We start from the raw sequence: 24,849 nt of genomic DNA, 5'->3' as shown, positions 1-24,849 counted from the left end.
ATCACAGGAGGAGCCGTCCATGTCCGCCGTCCTTGATACCGTGACGAAGCTGGCCGCTGCGCCGGCCGGCGACAACCCTCTGCCGGTGCTGCTCGACCGGCAGAGGGCGGCATTCAACGCCAGGGGCGAACCCTCCTCGCTGGCCGAGCGCCGCGAGATGCTGCGCAAGCTGGAGCAGGCGCTGATGGACCAGCGCCTGGCCCTGGCCGACGCCATGGCCGCCGACTTCGGCGGCCGTGCGCGCCAGGAGTCGCTGCTGGAGCTGTTCGTGGTGATCGACGACCTGCGCTACGCCCAGGCGAAGCTCAAGTCGTGGATGCGCACGCGCCGCGTTTCCGCCAACTGGCAATTCCTCCCGAGCCGTGCCTGCCTGATCCCGCAGCCGCTGGGCGTGATCGGCGTGATCGGCGCCTACAACTACCCGGTGATGACGACTCTGTCGCCGGTGGTGGGCGCCATCGCGGCCGGCAACCACGTGATGATGAAGCCCTCCAGCCTGACGCCGCGCAGCACCGAGCTGATGCGGCAGATCGTCTCGGGCCTGTATCCGGAGGAGCAGGTGGCCGTGGTCGCCGGCGACAGCAGCGTGGCCAAGCAGTTCTCCAAGCTGCCTTTCGATCACCTGGTCTTCACCGGCTCCACGCGCGTCGGCAAGCTGATCATGCGCGACGCCGCCGAGAACCTGGTGCCGGTGACGCTGGAACTGGGCGGCAAGTGCCCGGCCATCGTCGGCGAGGGTTACGACCTGAAGACGGCAGCCGAAACCATCGTCCAGACCAAGTTCCTCAATGCCGGTCAGACCTGCGTCACCGGCGACTACGCCCTGGTGCCGGAGGCTTCGGTGCCGGAATTCCTGGAGCACGCGCGCAACGCGATCAAGGCGTTCTACCCGAAGCTGGTGGACAACCCCGACTATGGCCGCGTGCTGATCCGCAGCGACTGGACGCGCCTGTCGAACTGGGTCGAGGAAGCGCGGGGCAGGGGGGCGAAGGTGGAAACCTTCAACCCCGCCGACGAGAGCTTCGGCCCCGACAACCGCGTGTTCCCGCCGACGCTGGTGTCCGACTGTCCCGCCGACACCACGCTGTGCCGCGAGGAAATCTTCGGGCCGGTGCTGCCGGTGCTGGGCTACAAGACGCTGGATGCGGCGCTGGCGCACGTCAACGCCGGCGAGCGTCCGCTGGCGCTGTACTTCTTCAGCAACCGCGGCGCCGAAGTGGAGCGCGTGCTCAAGCGCACCATCTCCGGCGGCGTCAGCATCAACGGCTGCGGCTACCACGCCATCCAGCACAACCTGCCCTTCGGCGGTGTCGGCGCCAGCGGCATCGGTGCCTATCACGGCCAAGCCGGTTTCGACCGCTTCTCGCATCTCAAGCCGGTGCTGTTCATGAGCCGGCTGACCAAGGCCAGCGTGTTCCTGCGCCCGCCCTTCGGCGCGCTGGCCGCCTGGGTGCTGGGCTTCATGCTGCACAACCGGCCGCGCCGCGAAAACCTCTGAACGGAACGAACACCTGATGGACTTCAAGAACCTCCTGTACCGCATCGAGCAGGGCATCGCCGTCATCAGCTTCAACCGGCCCAAGGCGCTCAATGCCATGACGCTGGAACTGATGGAGGAGCTGGGCCAGGCCTTCGACGCCGCCGCGGCCGATGCCGCGGTGCGTGCCATCGTGCTGACCGGCGAGGGCCGCGGCTTCTCCACCGGCGCGGACCTGGCGGCCACCAGCGACAAGCCGCCGCTGGACCTGCAGGGCCGGCTGGATCTCGGCTTCGTGCTGGACCGTTACTACAACCCGCTGATCCTGAAGATGCGTGAGCTGCCCAAGCCGATCATCTCGGCGGTCAACGGCATCGCCGCCGGGGCCGGCGCCAACCTGGCGCTGATGGCCGACCTGACCGTGGCGGCGCGCTCCGCATCCTTCCTGCAGGCCTTCGTCAACGTCGGCCTGATTCCCGATGCCGGCGGCACCTGGATCCTGCCGCGAGCCATCGGTCCGCAGCGCGCCATGGGCCTGGCCCTGATGGGCGAGAAGCTGTCGGCCGAGCAGGCGAAGGAGTGGGGCCTGATCTGGAGCGTAGTGGACGACGAGCAACTGATGCCGACGGTGCTGGCGATGGCGAAGCGCCTGGCGGAAGGCCCGGCCGTGGCCATCGAGCGCATCAAGCGCGCGATCCACGCCGCCGCGGCCAACGAGCTGGACAAGCAGCTGGACCTGGAGAGCGACCTGCAGCGCGACTGCGGCCAATCCCAGGATTTCATGGAAGGGGCGATGGCCTTCGTGCAGAAGCGCAAGCCGAACTTCAAGGGGCGTTGATGATGGATACGAATCTTTCCTCCTGGAACCCGCGCGGTGACACGGGCCGCATGGGCAGCCTGGCGATGCCGGTGACCGAGCCGCTGACGCCGCGCGAGCGCGAGGTGCTGGACTGCCTCTCTCGCAAGATGATGGACAAGGAGATCGCGGACTCCCTGAAGGTGTCGATCAACACGGTCAAGCACCACCTGCGCAACATCTACTCCAAGTTCGGCGTCGGCAACCGCCGCCGGGCGGTGGAGTTCTATCTCGCCCGGGTCTGACCCCCGGCGGATCGTCGCGGGCCTGGCCGGCGGCCGCCGGCAGGGCCTTCCGGGCGGCGCGGCGGCGCAGGGCCGCACGCCCGGGCTTTTCCCCGGCTTCCGGGCCGGCCGGGCGCCCTGGCGCCCGATTCCTCCTGTCCGGCCGCCCGGCCGGCATCCTCCTGCCGCTTCCATCCCCTCTTCGGGGTGTCCTGCCCCTGGGGCCGCAGTTTATGCGCCGTTCCCCGGCAGGCTAACATTGCCATCGGACGCTGGAATCGAAGCCCTGGGGCGGAAGTGACACTGGCGGCCCGGCAAACCTAGAATGGCCGCAGGGCCAAGACCTACGACACAGAAGCCCGCAGGAGAGACGAGCCGATGAAGGATTCGGGGCAACTGCTCCAGATCATCCATGCCGGGATGGTCAAGGCCGGTCTGGACGTGGACGCGATCTACCGCCAGCTGGGCTACCACGCCGAGAAGCTGCCCCTGCGCGAAATCCGGACCGAGCACGCCCTGCAGACCCTGTTCTGGCAGGTGGTGGAGCAGGTCAGCGGCGACCAGGAAGTGGGCCTGCACCTCTGCCCGCACCTGCCGGTGTTCCATGGCGAGGTGCTGGAATACCTGATCTTCAGCAGCCAGACCCTGGGCGAGGGCGTAGGCCGCTCCCTCAAGTACATGCGCCTGCTCAGCGACGCCATGAACGTGCGCATCATCCAGGACGAGCGGGGCTCGCGGCTGGTGGTGCAGGGTGGCGCCCTGGACGCACCGCAGCTGCGCCATACCGAGATCTGCGTGCTCTACGAGCTGATCGCCTTCGCCCGGTCGGTGACGGAGCGCAATTTCGCACCCCTGAAGGTGCGCCTGCGCTTCGACCGCCGCATCGACCCGGCCGAGTACGAGAAGGTCTTCGGCTGCCCGGTGGAGTTCGACGCCCCCGAAAGCGAGATCTGGTTCGACCCCAAGCTGCTGGCCTACCGCTCGCCGCGCTGGGACCCGGACCTGCTCAAGCTGCACGAGGAGCTGGCGGAGAAGCGCCTGTCCAATCTCAAGCGCCAGGACCTGATCGAGGGCATCCGCAAGGTGTTCTCGCAGCGCCTGGAGCTGGACAAGTGCGACCTGGAGGACGTGGCGCGGGAACTCGGGGTGCCGACGCGGCGCCTGCGCTTCGAGCTGTCCCGCGCCGGCACCAGCTTCAGCCAAGTGCTGGCCGACTTCCGCTACGCGCTGGCGCGCAAGCTGCTGCGCTCCACCGACGAGCCGATCGAGAACATCGTCTACCTGACCGGCTTCTCCGAGCCCAGCACCTTCTACCGCGCCTTCAAGCGCTGGTCCGGCATCACCCCGGTGCAGTACCGCGAGAGCCGCCGCCAACGCAACCTGGCTGGGTGAGGCGATGCAGGCGATGCCTCAAAGGCATTGCCTGCATCGCCGAACGTCCGGCCCTGGAGAAGCCGGGGGAGGAGGAAGTCCCGTCATGGATGCCGCCGCTGCGCGTGCGATGCCCTGAAGGCCATCGCCGCCGCTTCCGGCTCCCGGCGCGCCTGGCGCAGCGCGCCGCTAGCCGTTGTCGTCTTCGTCGTCGAAATCGTCTTCCGGCGGCGGGTTGCCGTCGTAGACCAGGTTCTGGCGGCGCTGCAGGTAGAGGCCGCGCACGAAGACGTAGGGATCGAGCTGCTGCTCCAGCAAGCTCTCGCTGCCCAGCAGGCCGCTGCGGGCATCCACCAGCCGCACGCCCTGGTAGCCCAGTTCCACCCGGTCATGCAGGTCGGCGTAGAGCAGCGGGTTGGTGAAATAGTCGCCGACGTTGTTGCCGACCAGGTCGCGGTTGGTGCTGGGCCCGAGGAAGGGCAGCATCAGGTACCAGCCTTGCCCCACGCCCCAGCGCCCCAGGGTCTGGCCGAAGTCCTCGTTGTTGCGCTCCAGGCCCACCATCGTCGCCGGGTCCAGGAAGCCGGCCAGGCCGAAGGTGGTGTTCATCAGGAAGCGCGTGGTGTCCAGGCCCGCCTGCTTGAACTTGGCCTGCAGCAGGTCGTTGGCGATCACCCGGATATAGACGAGGTTGTCCAGGAAGTTGTGGATGCCGGTGCGGACCTCCGGCGGCGTGGCGGCGACGTAGGTCTCCGCCAGGGGCTTGGCCACGTAGCGGTCGACCTTCATGTTGAAGGCGTAGACCTTGCGGTTGAGCGGTTCCAGCGGGTCCTGCGGGTCGTAGCTGGGGCTGTGGGCACAGCCCGCCAGCAGCAGGCCTGCTACGGCAATCAGTTGGATACGCATCGCTCCGCCGCCCCCCGCGGCCCTACCGCTCTCACGCCAGCTTCAGCAGCGTGTCCAGTTCGAAGAATGCCGCCAGGCGGCGCAGGCCCTCGCCCGCGCCGGTGAAAGCCAGCGTGCGCTGCTGGCGCTGCGCCCGGCGCTGCAGCTCCACCAGGAAAGCCACTCCGGCGCTGTCCACCTCGCGCACGCCGGACAGGTCCAGCGTACCGCCGGCCGCCAGCGCGTCGGCGCGGGACATCAGCCCCGGCACGCTGGCCAGGTCCAGCCTTTCCGGCAGGACGCTCACTGCGGAGCCGAGCCGCCCGACTTGGGCGTGTCGGTGGTGAACTGGCCGCCTTCCATGCGCGTGATCAGGCTGTTCAGGTCGCTCTTCTTCAGCTCCGAGGCGAACTGGCCGCGGAAGTTCTGCACCAGCGACAGGTTCTCGATGGTGATGTCGGTGATCTTCCAGTCGGCACCGACCAGGCGCATGGAGAAGCCGATGCCCACCGGCGGCTTGCCGTTGCGCAGCAGGTTGGTGTTGACGGTGGCGTCGGTGGCGCCCTCGGCCATGCGCACCGGCTTCCACTCCACCTTCACGGAGTCATAGTTCTCGATCATGGCGTCCGCGTAGGAGCGGATCAGCATGTTCTTGAAGGCATCCTGGAAGCGCGCCTGCTGCTCCGGGGTGGCGGTCTTCCAGTTGCGCGCCAGTACGCTGCGCGCGATGTAGGGCACGTCGAAATGGGGAACGATCTTCTCGTCCACCATCTTGAAGTAGCCCGGCTTGTCGGCCTTGTACTTGGCGTGGTTCTTGGCCAGCAGGTCCTGGATCTCGGCCACGGCGGCCTTCAGCGTCTCGTCGGGCGCGGAAGGGGCGGCCAGCGCCTGCGCGGCCACGGCCAGGCCCAGCGCCGCGGCGACACCCGTCAACCATTGCTTGATCATCACTGCCTTACTCCTGCTTCGCTGCATTGCCAGCGTCATTGCTGCGCGACGCCATGTTGGTGAGGAACTGACCGATCAGGTTCTCGAGAACCAGGGCGGACTGGGTCGACTTGATGCGGCTGCCTTCCTTCAGCACTTCCTCGGCCCCGCCGATCTCCAGGCCGATGTACTGCTCGCCGAGCAGGCCGGCCGTCAGGATCTTGGCCGAGCTGTCTTCCGGCAGCGTGCTGTAGGCCTTGCTGATGTACAGCGTGGCCACGGCCTCGAAGGTGTCCGGGTCGATCGCGATGCCCTGCACGCGGCCGACCTTGACGCCCGACAGGGTCACCGCCGATCCCGCCTTGAGCCCGCCGATGTTCTCGAACATCGCCGTGACGCGGTAGCCGTCGCCGTTGCCCACGGCGTCCAGGCTCGCGACGCGGAAGGTCAGGACGAACACCGCGGCCACGCCGAGGCAGACGAACAGGCCAACCAGTATTTCCAGCGCTCTCGATTGCATGTCTTGTGCTCTAACTTATTCGGGGACGGTTTAACGGAACATGAACGCCGTCAGGATGAAGTCCAGGGCCAGGATCGCCAGGGAGGACACCACCACGGTGCCGGTGGTGGCACGCGAGACGCCCTCGGAAGTGGGGGCGGCGTGGTAGCCCTGGTAGACCGCGATCCAGCTGACGGTGAAGCCGAACACGCCGGCCTTGATCAGCATCTGCCGGATGTCGGCCGCCTCGGTGCTGGCGCGGATCTGCGACCAGTAGCTGCCGGCATCCACGCCCAGCAGCTCCACGCCGATGGCGTGGCCGCCGGCGATGCCGATCGCCATCACGCAGAAGATCGCCGTCAGCAGCGGCACGGCGATCACGCCCGCGACGAAGCGCGGCGCGATCACGCGCTTGACCGGATCGGTGGCCATCATTTCCATGGCGGAGAGCTGGTCGGTGGCCTTCATCAGGCCGATCTCGGCGGCCAGGGCCGAGCCGGCGCGGCCGGCGAACAGCAGGGCCGTCACCACCGGACCCAGTTCGCGGATGATCGACAGCGTCACCAGCACGCCCAGCGAATCCTCGGCGCCGAAGCGCACCAGGGTGCGGTAGCCCTGCAGCGCCAGCACCATGCCGATGAAGCTGCCCGAGATGACGATAATGATCAGCGACAGGGCGCCGACCATGTAGAGCTGCTGGATCACCAGGCGCGGACGCGCCAGCGCCGCCGGCACGCCGCCGAGGACGCTGAGCAGGAAGAACTGCGCCCGGCCCAGGCCGGCGAGGAAGCTGGCGATGATTTCGACGGCGGCGCTCAAGCCTTTTCTCCCATCAGGTCGGCGAGGTACTCCGGCGCCTTGGCGTGGAAGCTCACCGGGCCGTCGTCGGCGCCGGTCAGGAACTGCTGCACCCAGGGCGAGGCATGGTCGCGCAGGTCCGCCGGCGTGCCGTGCGCGGCGATCTTGCCGTCGGCGATGACGTAGGCGTAGTCGCTGATCGACAGCACCTCGGTGATGTCGTGGGACACTACGATCGAGGTCAGGCCCAGGGCATCGTTCAGGGTGCGGATCAGGCGCATCAGCACGCCCATGGTGATCGGGTCCTGGCCGGCGAAGGGTTCGTCGTACATGACCATTTCCGGGTCCAGCGCCAGTGCGCGGGCCAGCGCCACGCGCCGTGCCATGCCGCCGGAAAGCTGCGAGACCCAGAGATCGCGGGCGCCGCGCAGGCCCACGGCCTGCAGCTTCATCAGCACCAGGTCGCGGATGACCGACTCCGGCAGCCGGGTGTGCTCGCGCAGCGGGTAGGCGACGTTGTCGAAGACATTGAGGTCGGTCAGCAGGGCGCCGTTCTGGAACAGCATGCCCATGCGCTTGCGCAGCGCATAGAGTTCGCGGCGCTTGAGCTGGTGCACGTCCACGCCGTCGAAGGAGACCGTGCCGGCCTTGGGATGCCACTGGCCGCCGATCAGGCGCAGCAGGGTGGTCTTGCCGGTGCCGGAGGGGCCCATGATGGCCGTGACCTTCCCGCGCGGGATGTCGACATCGATGCCGTCATAGATGACGCGGCTGCCATGACCGAAGGACAGGCCACGCACGCGTACCAGCACATCGTCGGCTTGTGGGGTGGGGTTCGTCATATTTGTTCTTGGATGCCCTCGCCGCCATTCGGTTCATGACCCCGGCTGCGAAGGGGCCATTTTAGCCCAGACCGGGTAGGCCGGGCCGCCGGAACGGACCTGTATCACACCCCACTATGGGGGGATAGGCGCAAGCGCAAGTGCTTTTCGAGCTCCGCTGCCACCACGGACAAGTCCGCCGGCCCGCCCAGTTCACGCAGCTGGGCCATGCGCAAGCCCTGGTAACCACAGGGATTGATGCGCGAGAAGGGCTCCAGGTCCATGTCCACGTTGAGCGACAGGCCGTGGTAGCTGCAGCCCTGGCGCACGCGCAGCCCCAGGGAGGCGATCTTGGCGCCGTCGACATAGACGCCTGGGGCCTGGGGGTCGGCGGCGGCGGCAATGCCGTAGCCCGCCAGGGTATCGACCAGGGACTGCTCGATCCGCGTCACCAGGGAGCGGATCGAGTAGCCCAGGCGCCGCAGGTCCATCAGCAGGTAGACCACGATCTGGCCCGGGCCATGGTAGGTCACCTGCCCGCCGCGGTCCGACTGGACCACCGGGATGGCCCCCGGCATCAGCAGGTGCTCGGCCTTGCCGGCCTGCCCCTGGGTGAATACCGGGTCATGCTCCAGGAACCACAGCTCGTCGGCCGTATCCGGCCCACGCCCATCGGTGAAGGCACGCTGCTCCTCGAAGACCTCCGCGTAGTCGCGGCGGCCCAGGTGGCGGACGATCAGGGGCGGCAGGGGATTCACTGCTGAACCTTACCCAAACTTTCCGAAAATGCGGAGAAGCCGCCGCGAGCGGTCCGGGGTTGCAGCGAGGAGCGGGGCCGTACTGAAGTACGGCGAGCACCGGAGATGCAAGATCGGGCCGCGCAGCAGGCTTATCCGTATTTTCAAGCGAACCAGAGACGGATCGTGTCGATCAGGCGGCGCCAGAAGCCGCCCTTGCCCACGTCCTGCAGCGCCACCAGCGGTTCGGTGCGCAGCAGCTTGCCGTCCAGCGTCAGCGTCAGCGTGCCCAGCTTCTGGCCGGCGGCGAACGGCGCGATGGCCTCGCCTTCCTGCTGCCAGCTGGCCTGCACGCGAGCGGCTTCGCCGCGGGGCAGGGTGATGGCGACCGGCTTGAGCGTGCCCACCTGCACTTCGCCGGCGGCGCCCTTCCAGACCTTGACCGTGCCCGCGGGCTTGGTGGGGCCGAGCAACTGGGCGCTCTCGAAGAAGCGGAAGCCCCAGTTCAGCAGCTCCAGGCTGGCCTGCTCGCGGTAGGCCCAGCTCTTGGTGCCCATCACCGCGGAGATCAGGCGGCGGCCGTCGCGCTGTGCCGAGGCCAGCAGGCAGTAGCCGGCTTCCGAGGTGTGGCCGGTCTTGATGCCATCGACGCTCGGGTCCTTCTTCAGAAGCAGGTTGCGGTTGGGCTGGGTGATGCCGTTGTAGGTGTAGTCCGGCAGCGCGAACCACTTGTACTGCTCCGGGAAGCTCTGGATCAGCGCCCGGCCGAGCAGGGTCAGGTCGCGCGCGGTGCTGTAGTGCTGCGGGTCCGGCATGCCGGGGGCATTGGCGAAGTGGGTGTTCTTCATGCCGATCCTGGCGGCCTGCTGGTTCATCAGCTCGGCGAAGGCCTCCTCGCTGCCGGCGACGTGCTCCGCCAGCACCACGCTGGCGTCGTTGCCGGACTGCGTGATGACGCCGTGCAGCAGCGCTTCCAGTGGCACGCGCGTGCCGACCTGCACGAACATGCGCGACTCGGAGGAGTCGATGCCCTGGCGCCAGGCCTTCTCGCTGACAAAGGCGGTGTCCTCCAGCTTCATGCGGCCCTGGCGGATCTCCTCGAGCACGACATAGGCGGTCATCACCTTGGTGATGCTGGCCGGGCCCACGCGCTGGTCCGGGTTGCTGGCGGCCAGCAGCTCGCCGCTGTCGTAGTCGAGCAGGGCATAGCTCGAGGCTTCCAGGGTCGGCGCCGCGGGAATGGCGGCATGCAGGGACAGGGACAGGGACAGCAGGGGCAGGGCGAGCAGGCGTTTCATGGTCTTCTGGTGTTGCAACAAAGATTCACTAGTTTATCGCAGTGCAGCAAAATCGGGGCCGGCCTGTAAGGGCTCCTCGAGGGTAGCGAAGAGGCCGTCGCGGGCGCGTCGAGATTGCGCCCGCGACGCACGGCCGTACCACGGTCCGGCGGGCATCGCGGGTGCAGGATCGGCCTGCGCCGCAGGCGGGTTCGCTGCCCTCACTGGGTCATCCACTCCGCCGCGTATCCATGCCCGCGCAGCCGCCGCCGCAGGTCGGCGGCCGAGGTCTCGTCGTGGAACGGCCCGGTCACCACCCGATGCAGGACTTCGCCGCCGAGATCGGTGGTGATCACCGTGGCGCCGGCGAAGCCCTTGCCCTGCAGCTCTTCGCGCAGGGCCACCGCGTTGATCGGATCGATGAAGCTGGCCACCTGCAGCCAGCCCTGGCCGGCCGCGGGTGCGGAACGGAGCTCGGCCTTCGGTTCCAGTGGGGGCGGACTCTCCGCCGGCACCGGAGCCGGCACCGCCGCGACGGCCGTGGGCGGCGCCGGGCTGTCGGGATTCACGGCCTCGATCTCCACCTCCACTGCGCCGTGGTTGATGATCTCGAGCTTGGCGGCCGCGGCGTAGGACAGGTCGATGATGCGTCCCTTGTGGAAGGGGCCGCGGTCGTTGACGCGCACGATGGTGCTCTTGCCGTTGGCCAGGTTGGTGACCCGGACGTAGCTCGGCAGCGGCAGGGTCTTGTGCGCCGCCGTCATCTTGAACATGTCGTAGATCTCGCCGTTGGCGGTCTTGCGGCCATGGAATTTCTTGCCGTACCAGGAGGCATGCCCACGCTCCCGGAAGCTGCCGGCCTGGCTCATGGTGCGGTAGGTCTTGCCGAAGACCTGGTACTCCGGCGAGTTGCCGGAACGGCTGCGCGGCTCTTCCTGCGGCACGGCGTCCGGCGTCAGCTCGATGCCCGCCGGAATTTCCTCGGGAGCGGGGCCGCGGTCGCGCTCGCTCAGCGGCGCCGGGCCGGGAACGAATTCGGGCGGCAGTCCCGGCGTGCGGGAGACCTTGGGCGCCGGTTGCTGCGGCGGGGGTGGCGGACGCCGCGGCGCCTTGCGCTCGGGTGCGGGCGGCGCGGTGACGCAGGCCGCCAGCAGCGTGCAGAGCAGGACGATGCCCGCCGCGCGCAATCTCACCGGGCCTCCGCCGCCAGCCGCTGCTGGATGCGCTGGGCCAGCTGCGCCACGGCCATGGCGTAGAAGGTACGCGGGTTGTAGGTCATCACGGTGTAGAAATTGTGCAGCGCCAGCCAGTATTCCTGGCTGCCGTCATCCAGCGGCAGCTGGATGATGCCGACCGGCGTGTCCGGCGGCAGGTCGACGTCGGCGGCGAGCCAGCCGGCGCGCAGCAGGGCGCCGGCGTTGTAGGCCGTGGCCTTGCCGTTGACCTCGGTGCCCGCCGGCAGCGGCGCCAGCAGGCGCGCCGGGATGATCAGCGGCTCGCCGCGGCGCCAGGCCTGCGACGGCCGGTAGCGCATGAAGTAGTGGCCGATGGAGCCGACCGCATCCGGCAGGGTCCACAGGTCCCGCCCGTTCTCGCCATCGTAGTCCAGGCTCAGGCGGCGGTAGTTGCTGGGCATGAACTGCGCCGCGCCCATGGCGCCGGCATAGGAGCCCTTGATGGCGGCCGGGTCCCGGCGGAAGTCGCGGCAGAACACGAAGAAGTGCTCCAGCTCGCTGGCGAAGAAGGCCGAGCGCGTCGGGTGCTCGAAGCCCTGCGTGGCCAGGGCGTCCAGCACGCGGATGTTGCCGGTGATGCGGCCGTAGCGGGTCTCGATGCCCAGGATCGCGGCGATCACGGCCGGCGGCACGCCGAACTCTTCTTCCGCCCGGTCCAGGAAGGGCTGCTGGTCGCGCAGCACCGCGACGCCGCCGTCGATGCGGCTCTGGTCGATGCGGCTGGAATAGCGCGTCCAGGTCTCGGTGCGCTCGGGTGCCTTCTGCTCCATCTCCACCAGCTGCGGCAGGCGCTGCGCCTCGCTCAGCGCGGCACGGACCGAATCCAGCTCCGCGGCGCTGAAGCCATGCTCCTGGCGCAGCCGTTCCAGCAGCGTCGCGGCCTTGGGGTGGCTGCCGTAGTCGGCCGAGGCGGCGGCGGTGCACAGCAGCAGCAACGGGGCCAGTGCGAGGGGTAGGCGCATGCAGGTCCTTAGTTGGCCAGTAGCTTTCGATGGGTATGGATGGACATGAGCATACCGAAGCCCGCCAGCAGGCTCACCATGGAGGTGCCGCCGAAACTGAACAGCGGCAGCGGCACGCCCACCACCGGCAGCAGGCCGATGACCATGCCGATGTTGATGAAGACGTAGATGAAGAAGGTCATGCCCAGGGCGCCGGCGAGCAGGCGCTGGAAGCTGTCCTGCGCACGCACCGCGATCCACAGGCAGCGTCCGACGATGCAGAGGTACACCGACAGCAGCACCAGCACGCTGATCAGCCCCAGCTCCTCGGCGAACACCGCGAAGATGAAGTCGGTATGCGCCTCGGGCAGGAATTCCAGCTTGGCCTGGGTGCCTTCCAGCCAGCCCTTGCCGAACAGGCCGCCGGAGCCGATGGCGATCTTGGACTGCGTGATGTGGTAGCCGGCGCCCAGCGGATCGCTCTCCGGATCCAGCAGCGTCAGGATGCGCTTGCGCTGGTAGTCGTGCAGGCGCTCCCACAGGATCGGCGCGGCGGCGCCCACCGCGGCCAGCGCGCCCAGGATCCAGCGCCACTGCAGCCCGGCGAAGAACAGCGTGAAGCCGCCGGCCGCGATCACCAGCATCGAGGTGCCGAGGTCGGGCTGCACCATGATCAGCACGGTCGGCACGCCCAGGATCACCAGCGAGGCCAGCAGCGTCAGCGGCCGCGGCGGCAGGCGGCGGTGGTGCAGGAAGGCGGCCAGCGTCATCGGCATGGCCAGCTTCATCAGTTCCGAGGGCTGGAAGCGGATGAAGCCCAGGTCCAGCCAGCGCTGCGCGCCCATGGCGTGGTCGCCGATCACCTCCACCAGCAGCAGCAGCAGCAGCGTCAGGCCGTAGAGCCAGGGCGCCAGCATGCGGTAGAACTCCGGCGGGGCCTGTGCCACCACCGCCATCACGAACAGCCCGAGCAGGAAGCGCTCGGCCTGGTTCACCACCGCCGGGATCGAATGGCCCGAGGCGGAATAGATCACGAACATGCCCAGGCCGGCCACGGTGGCCAGCAGCAGCAGCAGCCACATGTCGATGTGCCAGCTTTCCAGCAGGTCGGCCATGCCCGGCTCGGGCTTGTCGGGGCCGCCGCGGCGGACGCGGTAGATGACTTCGGCGATCATGACGGCAGCCCGTTCATTCAATCCTCCACGTCTTCATCGTGGACATGCCCGTCGGCATCGGGAGTCGCGACCGGAGCGGCCGCGGCCGGCTTGGCGGCGGCGTTGTAGCGCACCTCGCCGAGCAGGTACATGTCCATCACCTGGCGCGCGATCGGCGCCGCCACGGAACCGCCGTGGCCGGCATGCTCGGCGATCACCGCCACGGCGATCTTGGGATCGTCGGCCGGGGCGAAGGCCACGAACAGCGCATGGTCGCGCAGGTGCAGCGGCGTGGACTCCAGTGAACGCGCCTTCTTCTCGTCCTGGCGCATGGCCGCGACCTGGGCGGTGCCGGTCTTGGCGGCGATGCGGTAGGGCGAGTCGCGGCCGATGCGCGCCGCGGTGCCGCCGGCGCCATGAGCCACGTCGATCATGGCGTCGATCACGCGCTGCCAGTTGTGGTTGTCCTTCAGCTCGATCGGTTCCAGCGGCTCCGGCGGCACGCGCGTCACCTCGCGCGTGATCGCGTCCTGCGTGGCGTAGACCACGTGCGGCTTGAAGCCCTTGCCGCGCATGGCGATGCGCGCGGTCATCTGCGCCAGCTGCAGCGGCGTGGTCAGCGTGTAGCCCTGGCCGATGCCGATGTTGAGGGTCTCGCCGGGATACCACTGCTCCTTGCGCCGCCGCAGCTTCCACTCGCGCGAGGGAAACAGGCCGGAGCCCTCCAGCGGCAGGTCCACGCCGGTCTTGTGGCCCAGGCCCAGGCGGGTCATCGAATCGTGCATGCGGTCGATGCCGAGCTTGATCGCCAGCTCGTAGAAATAGATGTCGCAGGAGCGCATCACGCCGCCGACCATGTCCTGGAAGCCGTGGCCGCTGCGCTTCCAGCAGCGGTACTTGCGGCTGGAGCCGGGCAGGCTCATCTCGCCGCGGCAGTAGACCCCGTCCTCCGGCGTCACCACGCCATACTCCAGGCCGGCCATGGCCATGGCCGGCTTCACCGTGGAGCCCGGCGGGTAGGTGCCCTGCAGGGCGCGGTTGAACAGCGGCCGCTTGGGGTCGTTGGAAAGGGCCTTGTAGGTCTTGACGTCGATGCCCTCGATGAACAGGTGCGGATCGAAGCCCGGCTTGCTGACCAGGGCGATGACCTCGCCCGAGCGCGGGTCGATCGCCACCACGGCGCCGTCGAGCTCGCCCAGGGCCTGTTCCGCGATCAGCTGGACCTTGGAATCGACGCTGAGATAGAGGTTGCGGCCGGGGTAACCGCGGCGGTAGTCCAGCTCGCGCAGGGGGCGGCCATAGGCATTGGCCTCGATGATCTTGGCGCCGGACTTGCCGCGCAGCGTGTCCTCGTGGCTCTTCTCGACGCCGGTCTTGCCGATCAGCGACAGGCCCTCGTAGGTGTTCTCCGGCGCATCGGAGAGTTCCTTCTCGGTGATGCCGCCGACGTAGCCGATGATGTGGGCGCCGGAGGCTCCCAGCGGATAGTTGCGCGTCAGTCCGGCGGACACGTCCACGCCGCGGAAGGCATGGCGGTCCAGTTCGTAGCGCGCCAGTTCCTCCATCGTCAGGTTGTTGCGCAGCGGCACCGGCCGGTAGCGCGGCGTCTTGCGCACGCGGTCCTTGAAGCGGGCGATGTCCTGGTCGGTGAGCTGCACCACGCCGGACAGCCGCTGCAGCAGCGTGTCCATGCCCTCCACCTGCTCGGGCACCACTTCCAGCACGAAGGCCGGCTTGTTCTGCGCCAGCAGTGCACCATGGCGGTCGTAGATCAGGCCGCGCACCGGCGCCACCGGCATCACGCGCATGCGGTTCTCGTTGGCGCGGGTCTGGAAGTACTCGTTCTGCAGCACCTGCAGGTCGAACAGGCGTGCGATCAGGATCGAGCTGCAGACCAGGCAGAAGACGGTGCCGAACAGGGCACGGGCCAGGAAGGCCTGGCGCTCCCGGTGGAGGTTCTTGATGGAGCCCAGGGCCATGGGGCGGCCTTATTCCTCTTCCGGCGGCTGCCGGATGAGCTCCATGATGGTGTAGACCAGCGGCCAGAACAGCGAGGTCGAGACCACCGGCAGCCAGCGCAGCCAGTCGTCGCCGCGGTGCTTGGTCAGGCCGTCGATCCAGAACATCAGGAAGGCGTAGGCGACCCAGGCCGGGATCAGCGCCAGCGTGGCCTGCCACAGCGGGAACAGCACGAAGAAGGCGCGCAGGCGGGCTACCAGGAAGGTGACCAGCACGAAGCCCAGGGCATGCTGGCCCAGCACGCTGCCGAACAGCACGTCGCAGCAGAGTCCGACCAGGAAGGCCGGCAGCAGCACCGGCACGCGCGGCTCGCGCAGCGCCCAGTAGGACAGGATCAGGGGAATCCACAGCGGCCGCGCCGCCGCCAGCCAGTCCGGCAGGACCACCATCTGCAGCACCAGGGCCAGCAGCAGGCTGATGAGGAAGCCCGCGTTGAGCATGCCGGTCATCGGCCGGCGCCCGGGGCCGCGGGCGCCGCAGGAGGCGGTGCCGGGCGCGGCGCGGCGGCGGGCGTAGCGGCGGCAGGCGCCGCCACGGCTGCCGCGGGGCGTGCTGCCGCAGGAGGCGTGGGCGTGGGGGCGGCGGTGGCCGGTGCCGGGCCAGCCGGGACGGCTGCCGCGGGAGCGGCCGCCGGGGCGGCGGACGGCGCCGCAGTCGGGGCCGCCGGGGCGGGGCCGGGCGGCAGCAGCGGCTTCACGGCGGCCGGGGTGCCCGGGGCGGAGGGAACGTCCTCCACCCAGACCAGCAGCGTCTGCCGGCCCTGGTTCAGCTTGGCGGCCGGGTAGGCGTAGGCCTCCATGAAGTGCTCGCCGGCGACGTGCTTGACCTCGTAGACCTGGCCGACCGGGTAGCCGGCAGGGAAGCGGCCGCCCAGCGCCGAGGACACCAGCAGGTCGCCGACGCGGATGTCGACGTTGCTGGGCAGGAAGGGCAGGCGCAGGCCCTTGCCGTCGCCGCGCCCCACCGCGATGGTCTGCAGGCCGCTGCGGTTGATCTCCACCGGGATGCCGTGGTCGGGATCGGTGATCAGCAGCGCCTTGGCGCTGCCCGGCGCCAGCTCGGTCACCTGGCCCATGATGCCGTGGGCATCGACCAGGGCCTGGCCGCGGTAGACGCCGTGGCGCTCGCCCTTGTTGAGGGTGATCTGGTGGCGGTAGGGGTCCTGGCTGACGCTGGTGATCTCGGCGATCAGCACCCGCTCCCGGAGCTGGCTGGCGGAGGACAGCAGTTCGCGGATGCGGCGGTTCTCGGCCTCCAGCGCGGCGAACTTCTGCAGGCGGGATTCCAGCACCAGCTGCTTCTGCTTGAGCTCGATGTTCTCGCGCTCCAGCGAGCCGCGGGTGTCGATGTCACCGGCCGCCCGCAGCATGCGCGACGGCACCGAGGCGAGCCAGACCACCGGGGTCAGCAGCCATTCGACCGTGCCGCGGACCGATTGCAGGCCCTCGCCGCGGTAGTCGTTGACCATCAGCCCCAGCGCGCAAAGCATCAGGAAGAACGCGCGCAACCCCACGCCGGGTCCCCGGGGGAACAACGGACGGCGGTGGTTGTCGTACAGGGTTGTGTTCAAGTTGCGCGCGTTTGGTAAGAAATGTCAATGAATCATCACGCGCAGCATAGTCCTGAAGCCCCCGGGGTGCAACGGCTGCAGGAGGGCGGCGACGCCTGCCGGGTTCAGGGCTTTCGGGGGAGAGGCCGGAGCCGGGGCTGACGCCGCCCGGCCCCGGCCCGCAGCCTGCTCAGTCGAGGCTGTAGAAGTCGCCCTGGCGGTCCAGCATGTCCAGCACCATGCCGCCGCCGCGGGCCACGCAGGTCAGCGGGTCGTCGGCGATGATCACCGGCAGGCCGGTCTCCTCGGAGATCAGCTTGTCCAGGTCGCGCAGCAGGGCACCGCCGCCGGTCAGCACGATGCCGCGCTCGGCGACGTCGGAGCCCAGTTCCGGCGGGGTCCGTTCCAGGGCCTGCTTCACGGCCTTGACGATGCCGGACAGCGGCTCCTGCAGCGCGTCGAGGATCTCGTTGGAGTTCATCGTGAAGTTGCGCGGCACGCCGGCGGCCAGGTGGCGGCCGACGACGTCGATTTCCTGCACTTCATGGCCCGGGAAGGCGGTGCCGATCTGGATCTTGATGCGCTCGGCCGTGGCCTCGCCGATCAGCATGTTGTACTGGCGGCGCACGTAGGAAACGATGGCCTCGTCGAACTTGTCGCCGCCGATGCGGACCGACTCGGCGTAGACGATGCCGTTGAGCGAGATCACGGCCACCTCGGAGGTGCCGCCGCCGATGTCCACGACCATGGAGCCGCGGGCCTCGCCGATGGGGATGCCGGCGCCCAGGGCGGCGGCGATAGGCTCCTCGATGACCCAGACCTTGCGGGCGCCGGCGTTCTCGACCGACTCGCGGATGGCGCGGCGCTCCACCTGGGTGGAGCCGTAGGGCACGCAGACCACGACGCGGGTCAGCGGGCGCGCCATGCGGCCCTTGGTCACCTTGCGGATGAAGTGCTGCAGCATCTTCTCCGTGACGGTGTAGTCGGCGATCACGCCGTCGCGCAGGGGGCGGACGGTGGTGATGTTGGTGGGGGTGCGGCCGAGCATCTGCTTGGCCTCGATGCCCACGGCCTCGACCTTCTTGGCGCCGCGGGAATCCATGCGGATCGCGACCACCGAGGGCTCATTCAGCACGATACCCTCGTCACGCACGTAGACCAGCGTGTTGGCGGTGCCCAGGTCGATGGAAAGGTCGTTAACGAACAGACGGCGAACGGCGTCGAACATCGGAGTGTCTTTTGGGCGTGGTGATTCGTGTTGTGGCGGGCGGCCGGCGATGCGGACGCATGGCACAATTCATTAGAATTGCGTATCCGCACATCTTAAACGATTCTCACCCAAAAATGAGCCTGAGCCCCGAGCAGATCCGGCAGGTCGCCAAGCTGGCGCGCCTGGAACTGAATCCTTCCTTAACCGAGGCCTACGCCGGCCAGATTTCCAACATCCTGGAACTGGTCGGCCAGCTGTCGGCGGCCAGGACCGAGGGCGTCGGGCCCATGGCCCATCCGCTGGAGATGACCCAGCGCCTGCGCGCCGACGAAGTCACCCAGCCCGACCAGCGCGAGGCCTTCCAGGCCATCGCCCCGGCGGTGCAGGACGGCCTCTACCTGGTGCCGAAGGTCATCGAGTGATTTGCGCCCGGGGACGCCCCGGGCCCTGAAGGACATCCATGCATACCCTGTCGATCAAGCAACTGGGCGAGGCCCTGCGGGCCAGGAAATTCTCTTCCCGCGAGCTCACCCAGCACTACCTCAAGCGCATCGAGACCCTCGATCCGCAGCTCAACAGCTACATCACCGTGACCGCCGACCAGGCCCTGGCGGCGGCCGATGCCGCGGACGCCCGCCTGGCCCGCGGCGAGGGCGGTCCCCTCACTGGTATCCCATTGGGGCAGAAGGATATTTTCTGCACGACCGGGGTCCGGACCTCCTGTGCCAGCCGCATGCTGGACAGGTTCATCTCGCCCTACGACGCCACCATCGTGAAGAAGCTGCAGGCCGAGGCCGGCATGCCGATGCTGGGCAAGCTGAACATGGACGAGTTCGCCATGGGCTCCTCCAACGAAACCAGCTGGTACGGTCCGGTGAAGAATCCCTGGGACGTCACCCGCGTGCCCGGCGGCTCCTCCGGCGGCTCGGTGGCGGCGGTCGCGGCCGGCCTGGCCCCCGTGGCCACGGCCACCGACACCGGCGGCTCCATCCGCCAGCCCGCCGCCCTGACCAACCTCACCGGCATCAAGCCGACCTACGGCCGGGTGTCGCGCTACGGCATGATCGCCTTCGCCTCCAGCCTGGACCAGGCCGGCGTGGTGGCCCGCTCGGCCGAGGACGCCGCCCAGGTGCTGCAGGCCATGTCGGGCTTCGACCCGCTGGACTCCACCAGCATGGACCGCCCGGTGGACGACCTCGTCGCCCCCCTGGGCCGCTCGATCCAGGGCCTGCGCGTGGGCCTGCCCAGGGAATACTTCGCCGACGGCCTGGACGCCGGCGTGCGCGCCTGCATCGACGGCGCCATCGGCGAGCTGAAGAAGCTGGGCGCCACGTTCACCGAGCTGTCCCTGCCCAACTCGCCGCTGTCGGTGCCGACCTACTACGTCGTGGCCCCGGCCGAGGCCAGCTCCAACCTGGCGCGCTTCGACGGCGTGCGCTACGGCCACCGTTCCGCCCAGGCGAAGAACCTGGAGGAGCTGTACGAGAAGAGCCGCGGCGAAGGCTTCGGGCCTGAGGTGCAGCGCCGCATCATGATCGGCACCTACGTGCTGAGCCACGGCTACTACGACGCCTACTACCTGCAGGCCCAGAAGGTCCGCCGCCTGATCTACGACGATTTCCGCCGCGCCTTCGAGCAGGTGGACGTGATCCTCGGCCCCACGGCCACGGATGTCGCCTTCAAGCTCGGCGCCAAGACCGACGACCCGGTGTCGATGTACCTCAACGACATCTACACCATCGCCGCCAACCTGGCGGGCATCCCGGCGATGAGCCTGCCCTGCGGGTTCAAGGACGGACTGCCGGTGGGCATGCAGCTGATGGGCAATTTCTTCGACGAGGCCAAGCTGCTGAACGTCGCGCACCAGTACCAGCAGGTCACCGGCTGGCACACGCAGTCGCCCAAGGGTTTCGAGTAAAGACATGAGCAACGCAAACTGGGAAGTCGTCATCGGGCTGGAAGTGCACTGCCAGCTGATGACGAAGACGAAGATTTTCTCCGGCGCCGCCACCGCCTACGGCGCGGAGCCCAACACCCAGGCCGACACGGTCACGCTGGGCTTCCCCGGCGTGCTGCCGGTGCTGAACCATGACGCCCTGCAGATGGCGGTGAAGTTCGGCCTGGCGGTGGACGCGCAGGTGGCCGAGCGCAGCGTGTTCGCGCGCAAGCACTACTTCTACCCCGACCTGCCCAAGGGCTACCAGATCTCGCAGTACGAGCTGCCGATCGTGGCCAACGGCCACCTCGACATCGAGCTGGCGGATGGCTCCACCAAGCGCATCGGCATCACCCGCGCGCACATGGAGGAGGACGCCGGCAAGTCGGTGCACGACGCCTATGCCGGGCAGTCCGGCATCGATCTCAACCGCGCCGGCACGCCGCTGCTGGAGATCGTCTCCGAGCCGGACATCCGCTCCTCGGCCGAGGCGGTGTCCTATCTCAAGAAGCTGCACCAGCTGGTCGTGTATCTCGGCATCTGCGACGGCAACATGCAGGAAGGCTCCTTCCGCTGCGACTGCAACGTCTCCGTGCGCCCGCGCGGCCAGAAGGAATTCGGCACCCGCACCGAGACCAAGAACGTCAACTCCTTCCGCTACGTCGAGAAGGCGATCGAGTACGAGATCGAGCGCCAGATCGAGGTGATCGAGTCCGGCGGCAAGATCGTGCAGGAAACCCGCCTGTTCAACCCGGACACCGGCGAGACGCGCTCCATGCGCAGCAAGGAGAACGCCAACGACTACCGCTACTTCCCCGATCCGGACCTGCTGCCGGTGGTGGTGACCGCGGCGGACGTCGCGCGCGTGCGCAGCACCATGCCGGAGCTGCCGGAAGCCAAGCGCAACCGCTTCGTCGAGCAGTACGGCCTGCCGAAGTACGACGCCACCGTGCTGACCGGCGAGGCGGCCCTGGCCGACTACTACGAGGCCGTGGTCAGTACCTCCGGCGGCGACCCCAAGACCTGCGCCAACTGGGTCATCACCGACCTGCTCGGCGCGCTCAACAAGCTGGGCAAGGAGATCGGCGATTCGCCGGTCACCGCGCCGATGCTGGCAGGCCTGGTGGCGCGCATCGCCGACAAGACCATCTCCGGCAAGATCGCCAAGGACGTGTTCGAGGCGATGCTGGCGGGCGAGGGCGATGCCGACACCATCATCAAGGCCAAGGGCCTGGTGCAGATCACCGACGAGTCGGCCATCATCAAGGCCATCGAGGACGTGATGGCGAAGAACCCGGGCCAGCTCGCGGAGTACCGGGCCGGCAAGGACAAGCTCTTCGGCTTCTTCGTCGGACAGGCGATGAAGGCCACGCAGGGCAAGGCCAATCCGGACGCCCTGAACCGGCTGCTGAAGGAAAAGCTGGCCCCGTGAACGAGCTGCGCGAACTGCTGTTCCCGGAGCGCGGCGTCCGGGGCGCCTACGTCGACCTGCGCGAAGGCATCCAGGACATGACCGGCTGGCGCCACTACGCGCCGGACGTCTACCGCCTGCTGGGCCAGGCCCTGGCTGCGACCCCGCTGCTGGCCTCGCACCTGAAGTTCGAGGGGCGCATCAACCTGCAGTTCAAGGGCAACGGCGCGCTGCAGCTGCTGGTGACGCAGATCGACCACCAGCTGGAGCTGCGCGGCATGGCCAAGACCACGCCGGACGCCGCCGGCCCGTTCGGGGAGCTGATGGGCGACGGCATGCTGGCCATGGTGATGGAGCCGGCGCGGGGCACGCAGTACTACCAGGCCATCGTCGAGGTCGCCGGGGAATCGCTGGCCGAGGCGCTGGAGGGCTACTTCACGCAGTCGGAGCAGCTGGCCACCTTCATCCGCCTGGCCGCCGGCCCGGATCGCCTCGTCGGCCTGATGCTGCAGCGCCTGCCCTCGGACGAGGTCAAGGACGGCGATGCCCACTGGGAACACATGCTGGCCCTGGCCCACACGGTGAGCGAGCCGGAGATGCTGGCCAAGGACGGCGAGACCCTGCTGCGCCACCTGTTCCACGAGGAAGACCGCCGCGTGTTCGAGCCGCGCCCGGTGAACCTGCGCTGCCGCTGCAGCCACGCCAGCATCTCGGCGATGCTGCTGGGGCTGGGGCAGGAGGAACTGCAGCCGGTGCTGGAGCAGCACGGCCGCGTGGCCGTGACCTGCGAGTTCTGCGGCCGCGAGTACAGCTATTCCGAGTCCGACATCCGCGCCTTGCTCGACGCCGACAGCGCCACCGGCGACAACCAGACCCGGCAATAGGCCGCCGCATGATCCTGCCGCGCTACCGGATCGACGCATCCGCCATTGCCGGTGCCGGCAAGGGCCTGTTCCTGGACGAGGCGGTGGCGCGGGGACGCGTCATCATCGCGCCGGACAACATCCACACGGTCTGGCCCGAGGCACAGCTGCGCCGCTACCCGGCGGACTCGCGCGAGGTGGAGTCCAGCGTGCGCTGGTTCGAGGACCGCTTCTCGCTGACGCCCGAGTGGAGCGACGAGTGCTACGTCAACCACTCCTATTCGCCCAGCGCGCTCTGGCACCTGGGCTTCATCTTCGCGCTGGCCGACCTGCCGCCGGGCACCGAGGTGACGATGGACTACCGCTATGTGATCGGTGACGGCGAGCGCATGCCCTTCGTCGACGCCGCCACCGGCCGCGAGATCGTCGGGCTGCCCTGGAGCGAGGTGCTGCGCGACGGCGCCAGCGCCCTGCTGGCCCTTGCCGGCGGGCGAGGGCCGTGACGCCCGGGCGCAGCGGCATCGCCGCGCCATACCGGCGATTGATCGCGGCGCTGCTCTACGCCGCCCTGGTGATGATCGCCGCGACGCTGGCGGCCACCAGCCAGCCCTGGCTGGGCGTCCAGCTGGGATACGCCGCCGGCGCCCGGTCGGCTCAGGTGCTGGCGGCCGGCGGGCCGGCGGGCGCCTTGCCCGACGGCATGGTGCTGACGGCGGTGGCCGCGCCCGGTGCCGAGCCGCTGCCGCTGCAGGAAGCCGACCTCACGCCGGAGCCGGACGGCAGCTTCGGCCGCTACGCCGAGTTCCATGACTTCCTGCTGCGCCAGGACCGGCTGGCTTCGCTGATGCGCCAGCCGGAGCTGCGCCTGATCGACGGCCGCGGGCAGGAGCACCGCCTCCTGCCGGCGGATCATCGTCCCCTGCGCTCGCTGCCCTTCGAGTTCTGGCTGCAGCTCCTGGTGGGCCTGCTGGCCTGGCTGATCGCCACCGGCGTCTGGGCCTTCCGCCCCGGCGAGGCTTCGGCGCGCTACCTGCTGCTGAGCGCCTGGGGCGTACTGACCTTTGCCCCCGCGGCCGCCGTCTACAGCACGCGCGAACTGGCCTTGCCCGGGCCGGTGTTCCGGCTGCTGTCGGAGCTGAACTGCCTCGGCGCCTTCGTGTTCTGCTCGGCGCTGATCGCGCTGCTGTGGTACTACCCGCGCCGCCTCGGCCGTGCGCCGCTGGGTCCGGTACTGGTGGCAGGGTACGTCGGCTGGGTCCTGGCCCAGGCGGCCGGCGCCTTCGAGACGATCCCGGTCGGCCGCCATGCCCCGATCATGCTGGGCTTCCTGTCCACCTTCATCCTGGCGGCGGCGCAGTGGCGCAACACGCGCAGCGACCCGCTGGCCCGCGCCTCGCTGCTGTGGTTCCTGCTGTCCTGGCTGCTCGGCAGCGGCGCCTTCGTGATGCTGACGATGGTGCCGCAGCTGTTCGGCGTGGATACGGCGAACCTGCAGGCCTATGCCTTCCTGCTGTTCCTGCTGATCTACGCCGGCATCGCATTGGGCATCCTGCGCTTCCGCCTGTTCGACCTGGGTGACTGGTGGTTCCGCATCTGGACGCTGTTCATCGCCGGCGCCCTGGTGATCGCGACCGACCTGCTGCTGGTGATGTGGTTCGGGTTCGAGCCGACACTGGCGGCCTCGCTGGCCCTGGCCGTGATCGGCTGGGCCTACTTCCCGGCGCGCCAGTGGCTGCTCGAGCGCCTGGTGCGGCGCCCCCGCGCCGACGTGGCGGCCTTGCTGGACCGCCTGCTCGACACGGCCGAGCCGGATCCGCGCGAACTGTGGCGGCGCAGCCTGGCGGAGCTGTTCCGCCCCCTGCAGATCGAGATGGTGGACCCGGCCCGGGCGGGCCATCGCATCGAGGACGACGGCGTCAGCCTGCGCGTGGATCCGGGCCTGGGGCAGCCGGCCTTCCGCCTGCAGTATCCGGCCAGCGGCCGGCGCCTGTTCTCGCGCCAGGACCTGGCGCTGGTGGACCTGCTGCAGCGCCTGATCGAGAAGCTGATGCTGCGCGACCGGCTGCTGGGCGAGGGGGCCGAGCTGGAGCGCCAGCGCATCGCCCAGGACCTGCACGACGACGCCTGCGCCAAGCTGCTGACGGTGGCCTGCCAGACCCGGGAGACGGCCACCGAGAGCCGCCTGCGCGAGGTGCTGGAGGACGTGCGAGTGGTGGTGCACTGTCTCAGCGGCGGCGCGCAGCGCCTGCAGGACCTGGTGCCGCAGTGGCGCTCCGAGGCGGCCGACCGCTGCGAGGCCGCGGAAGTGACGCTGACCTGGCAGGCGCCGGCGCAGCTGCCGGAATGCTGGCTGTCCCCGGTGCTGACCGCCAATGCCTCGCGCATGCTGCGCGAGGCGCTGAGCAATGCCCTGCGCCATGCGCGTCCCGCGGCCATTGCCGTGCGCCTGCAGATCGAGGCCGGGGTGCTGTTCTTCGCGGTGGAGCATGCGGGCCAGTTGCCGGAGGCCGGCGGCAAGCGGCCCGGCATGGGGCTGCGCAACCTGCAGCGACGCGCCGCGGAGGTGGGGGGCGAGTTCCAGCTGCTGCAGCCGCAGGGCGGCCTGATCCGCGCGCAATGGCGCCTGCCGCTGCCCCTGTCGCTGGCGGCGGGCAGCTAG

The 24,849-nt window shown here is 69.0% G+C and carries 25 protein-coding genes; 10 read left to right on the top strand and 15 right to left on the bottom strand.

Annotated features, from left to right (window positions below; genetic code table 11):
* Positions 1–19: 19 nt before the first annotated feature.
* The 4 genes from C3942_RS07005 (at position 20) to C3942_RS06990 (ending at position 3,949) form a co-directional block, all read left to right on the top strand.
* Positions 20–1,498: a coniferyl aldehyde dehydrogenase gene (locus C3942_RS07005; protein WP_104229666.1), complete on the top strand. Its 1,479-nt coding sequence runs from the start codon at positions 20–22 to the stop codon at positions 1,496–1,498.
* 16 nt (positions 1,499–1,514) lie between these two features.
* Entirely contained in the window at positions 1,515–2,315 is an 801-nt protein-coding gene (locus tag C3942_RS07000; protein WP_104229665.1) for an enoyl-CoA hydratase-related protein, read from the top strand.
* A 2-nt stretch (positions 2,316–2,317) separates the two neighbouring features.
* The gene (locus tag C3942_RS06995) at positions 2,318–2,578 is read left to right on the top strand and encodes a helix-turn-helix domain-containing protein (RefSeq protein WP_207766004.1); all 261 of its coding nucleotides are present in this window, start codon (positions 2,318–2,320) and stop codon (positions 2,576–2,578) included.
* A 357-nt stretch (positions 2,579–2,935) separates the two neighbouring features.
* Entirely contained in the window at positions 2,936–3,949 is a 1,014-nt protein-coding gene (locus tag C3942_RS06990) for an AraC family transcriptional regulator (RefSeq protein ID WP_104229663.1), read from the top strand.
* 168 nt (positions 3,950–4,117) lie between these two features.
* On the opposite strand, the gene C3942_RS06985 is transcribed toward C3942_RS06990, so the two are convergent.
* The 15 genes from C3942_RS06985 to C3942_RS06915 form a co-directional block, all read right to left on the bottom strand.
* Positions 4,118–4,834, bottom strand: a complete 717-nt coding sequence (locus C3942_RS06985) for an MlaA family lipoprotein (RefSeq protein WP_104229662.1) — start codon at positions 4,832–4,834, stop codon at positions 4,118–4,120.
* Positions 4,835–4,865: 31 nt separating this feature from the next.
* Positions 4,866–5,120, bottom strand: coding sequence for an STAS domain-containing protein (locus C3942_RS06980; RefSeq protein ID WP_207766003.1), 255 nt, complete (start codon positions 5,118–5,120; stop codon positions 4,866–4,868).
* Positions 5,117–5,761 carry an MlaC/ttg2D family ABC transporter substrate-binding protein gene (locus C3942_RS06975; protein ID WP_165797360.1) on the bottom strand — a complete coding sequence of 215 codons (645 nt, stop codon included), beginning with the start codon at positions 5,759–5,761 and terminating at the stop codon, positions 5,117–5,119. Before C3942_RS06975 ends, C3942_RS06980 begins: the two co-directional genes overlap by 4 nt.
* Before the next feature lie 7 nt (positions 5,762–5,768).
* Positions 5,769–6,260, bottom strand: a complete 492-nt coding sequence (mlaD, locus tag C3942_RS06970) for an outer membrane lipid asymmetry maintenance protein MlaD (protein ID WP_104229660.1) — start codon at positions 6,258–6,260, stop codon at positions 5,769–5,771.
* Positions 6,261–6,290: 30 nt separating this feature from the next.
* Positions 6,291–7,058, bottom strand: coding sequence for a lipid asymmetry maintenance ABC transporter permease subunit MlaE (mlaE, locus tag C3942_RS06965; protein ID WP_104229659.1), 768 nt, complete (start codon positions 7,056–7,058; stop codon positions 6,291–6,293).
* Positions 7,055–7,879: an ABC transporter ATP-binding protein gene (locus tag C3942_RS06960; protein ID WP_104229658.1), complete on the bottom strand. Its 825-nt coding sequence runs from the start codon at positions 7,877–7,879 to the stop codon at positions 7,055–7,057. The genes mlaE and C3942_RS06960 overlap by 4 nt, the downstream gene beginning before the upstream one ends.
* Positions 7,880–7,983: 104 nt before the next feature.
* The gene (gene lipB / locus C3942_RS06955; protein ID WP_104229933.1) at positions 7,984–8,607 is read right to left on the bottom strand and encodes a lipoyl(octanoyl) transferase LipB; all 624 of its coding nucleotides are present in this window, start codon (positions 8,605–8,607) and stop codon (positions 7,984–7,986) included.
* Between the two features lie 152 nt (positions 8,608–8,759).
* Entirely contained in the window at positions 8,760–9,893 is a 1,134-nt protein-coding gene (locus C3942_RS06950) for a D-alanyl-D-alanine carboxypeptidase family protein (protein ID WP_104229657.1), read from the bottom strand.
* 200 nt (positions 9,894–10,093) lie between these two features.
* Positions 10,094–11,065, bottom strand: a complete 972-nt coding sequence (locus C3942_RS22820) for a septal ring lytic transglycosylase RlpA family protein (protein ID WP_165797359.1) — start codon at positions 11,063–11,065, stop codon at positions 10,094–10,096.
* Positions 11,062–12,069 carry a lytic murein transglycosylase gene (locus C3942_RS06940; protein WP_104229656.1) on the bottom strand — a complete coding sequence of 336 codons (1,008 nt, stop codon included), beginning with the start codon at positions 12,067–12,069 and terminating at the stop codon, positions 11,062–11,064. Before C3942_RS06940 ends, C3942_RS22820 begins: the two co-directional genes overlap by 4 nt.
* An 8-nt stretch (positions 12,070–12,077) precedes the next feature.
* On the bottom strand, positions 12,078–13,163 hold the full coding sequence (rodA, locus tag C3942_RS06935) for a rod shape-determining protein RodA (RefSeq protein WP_165797382.1): 1,086 nt from the start codon (positions 13,161–13,163) through the stop codon (positions 12,078–12,080).
* Positions 13,164–13,240: 77 nt separating this feature from the next.
* Complete coding sequence (gene mrdA, locus C3942_RS06930) at positions 13,241–15,181, bottom strand: penicillin-binding protein 2 (protein ID WP_104229654.1); 1,941 nt, start codon at positions 15,179–15,181, stop codon at positions 13,241–13,243.
* A 9-nt stretch (positions 15,182–15,190) separates the two neighbouring features.
* Complete coding sequence (mreD, locus tag C3942_RS06925; protein WP_104229653.1) at positions 15,191–15,670, bottom strand: rod shape-determining protein MreD; 480 nt, start codon at positions 15,668–15,670, stop codon at positions 15,191–15,193.
* Positions 15,667–16,791, bottom strand: a complete 1,125-nt coding sequence (gene mreC / locus C3942_RS06920; protein WP_104229652.1) for a rod shape-determining protein MreC — start codon at positions 16,789–16,791, stop codon at positions 15,667–15,669. Before mreC ends, mreD begins: the two co-directional genes overlap by 4 nt.
* Before the next feature lie 169 nt (positions 16,792–16,960).
* Complete coding sequence (locus C3942_RS06915; RefSeq protein WP_104229651.1) at positions 16,961–17,998, bottom strand: rod shape-determining protein; 1,038 nt, start codon at positions 17,996–17,998, stop codon at positions 16,961–16,963.
* Between the two features lie 116 nt (positions 17,999–18,114).
* On the opposite strand from C3942_RS06915, the gene gatC reads away from it, so the two are divergent.
* The 6 genes from gatC to C3942_RS06885 are packed head-to-tail and all read left to right on the top strand — an operon-like array spanning position 18,115 to position 24,849.
* A complete protein-coding gene (gatC, locus tag C3942_RS06910; protein ID WP_104229650.1) occupies positions 18,115–18,402 on the top strand; it encodes an Asp-tRNA(Asn)/Glu-tRNA(Gln) amidotransferase subunit GatC in 288 nt (95 codons plus the stop codon).
* A 38-nt stretch (positions 18,403–18,440) separates the two neighbouring features.
* A complete protein-coding gene (gatA, locus tag C3942_RS06905; RefSeq protein ID WP_104229649.1) occupies positions 18,441–19,898 on the top strand; it encodes an Asp-tRNA(Asn)/Glu-tRNA(Gln) amidotransferase subunit GatA in 1,458 nt (485 codons plus the stop codon).
* 4 nt (positions 19,899–19,902) lie between these two features.
* Positions 19,903–21,348 (top strand): Asp-tRNA(Asn)/Glu-tRNA(Gln) amidotransferase subunit GatB, encoded by a 1,446-nt coding sequence (gatB, locus tag C3942_RS06900; protein ID WP_104229648.1) that lies wholly within the window; start codon positions 19,903–19,905, stop codon positions 21,346–21,348.
* The gene (gene hslO, locus C3942_RS06895; protein ID WP_104229647.1) at positions 21,345–22,211 is read left to right on the top strand and encodes an Hsp33 family molecular chaperone HslO; all 867 of its coding nucleotides are present in this window, start codon (positions 21,345–21,347) and stop codon (positions 22,209–22,211) included. Before gatB ends, hslO begins: the two co-directional genes overlap by 4 nt.
* An 8-nt stretch (positions 22,212–22,219) precedes the next feature.
* Positions 22,220–22,693, top strand: coding sequence for an SET domain-containing protein-lysine N-methyltransferase (locus C3942_RS06890; RefSeq protein ID WP_104229646.1), 474 nt, complete (start codon positions 22,220–22,222; stop codon positions 22,691–22,693).
* Positions 22,690–24,849: a sensor histidine kinase gene (locus tag C3942_RS06885; protein WP_133164249.1), complete on the top strand. Its 2,160-nt coding sequence runs from the start codon at positions 22,690–22,692 to the stop codon at positions 24,847–24,849. The genes C3942_RS06890 and C3942_RS06885 overlap by 4 nt, the downstream gene beginning before the upstream one ends.

The organism is Solimonas fluminis (genome assembly GCF_002930645.1).
Lineage (GTDB): Bacteria > Pseudomonadota > Gammaproteobacteria > Nevskiales > Nevskiaceae > Solimonas_A > Solimonas_A fluminis.
This window is presented reverse-complemented; position numbering and strand designations above follow the sequence as displayed.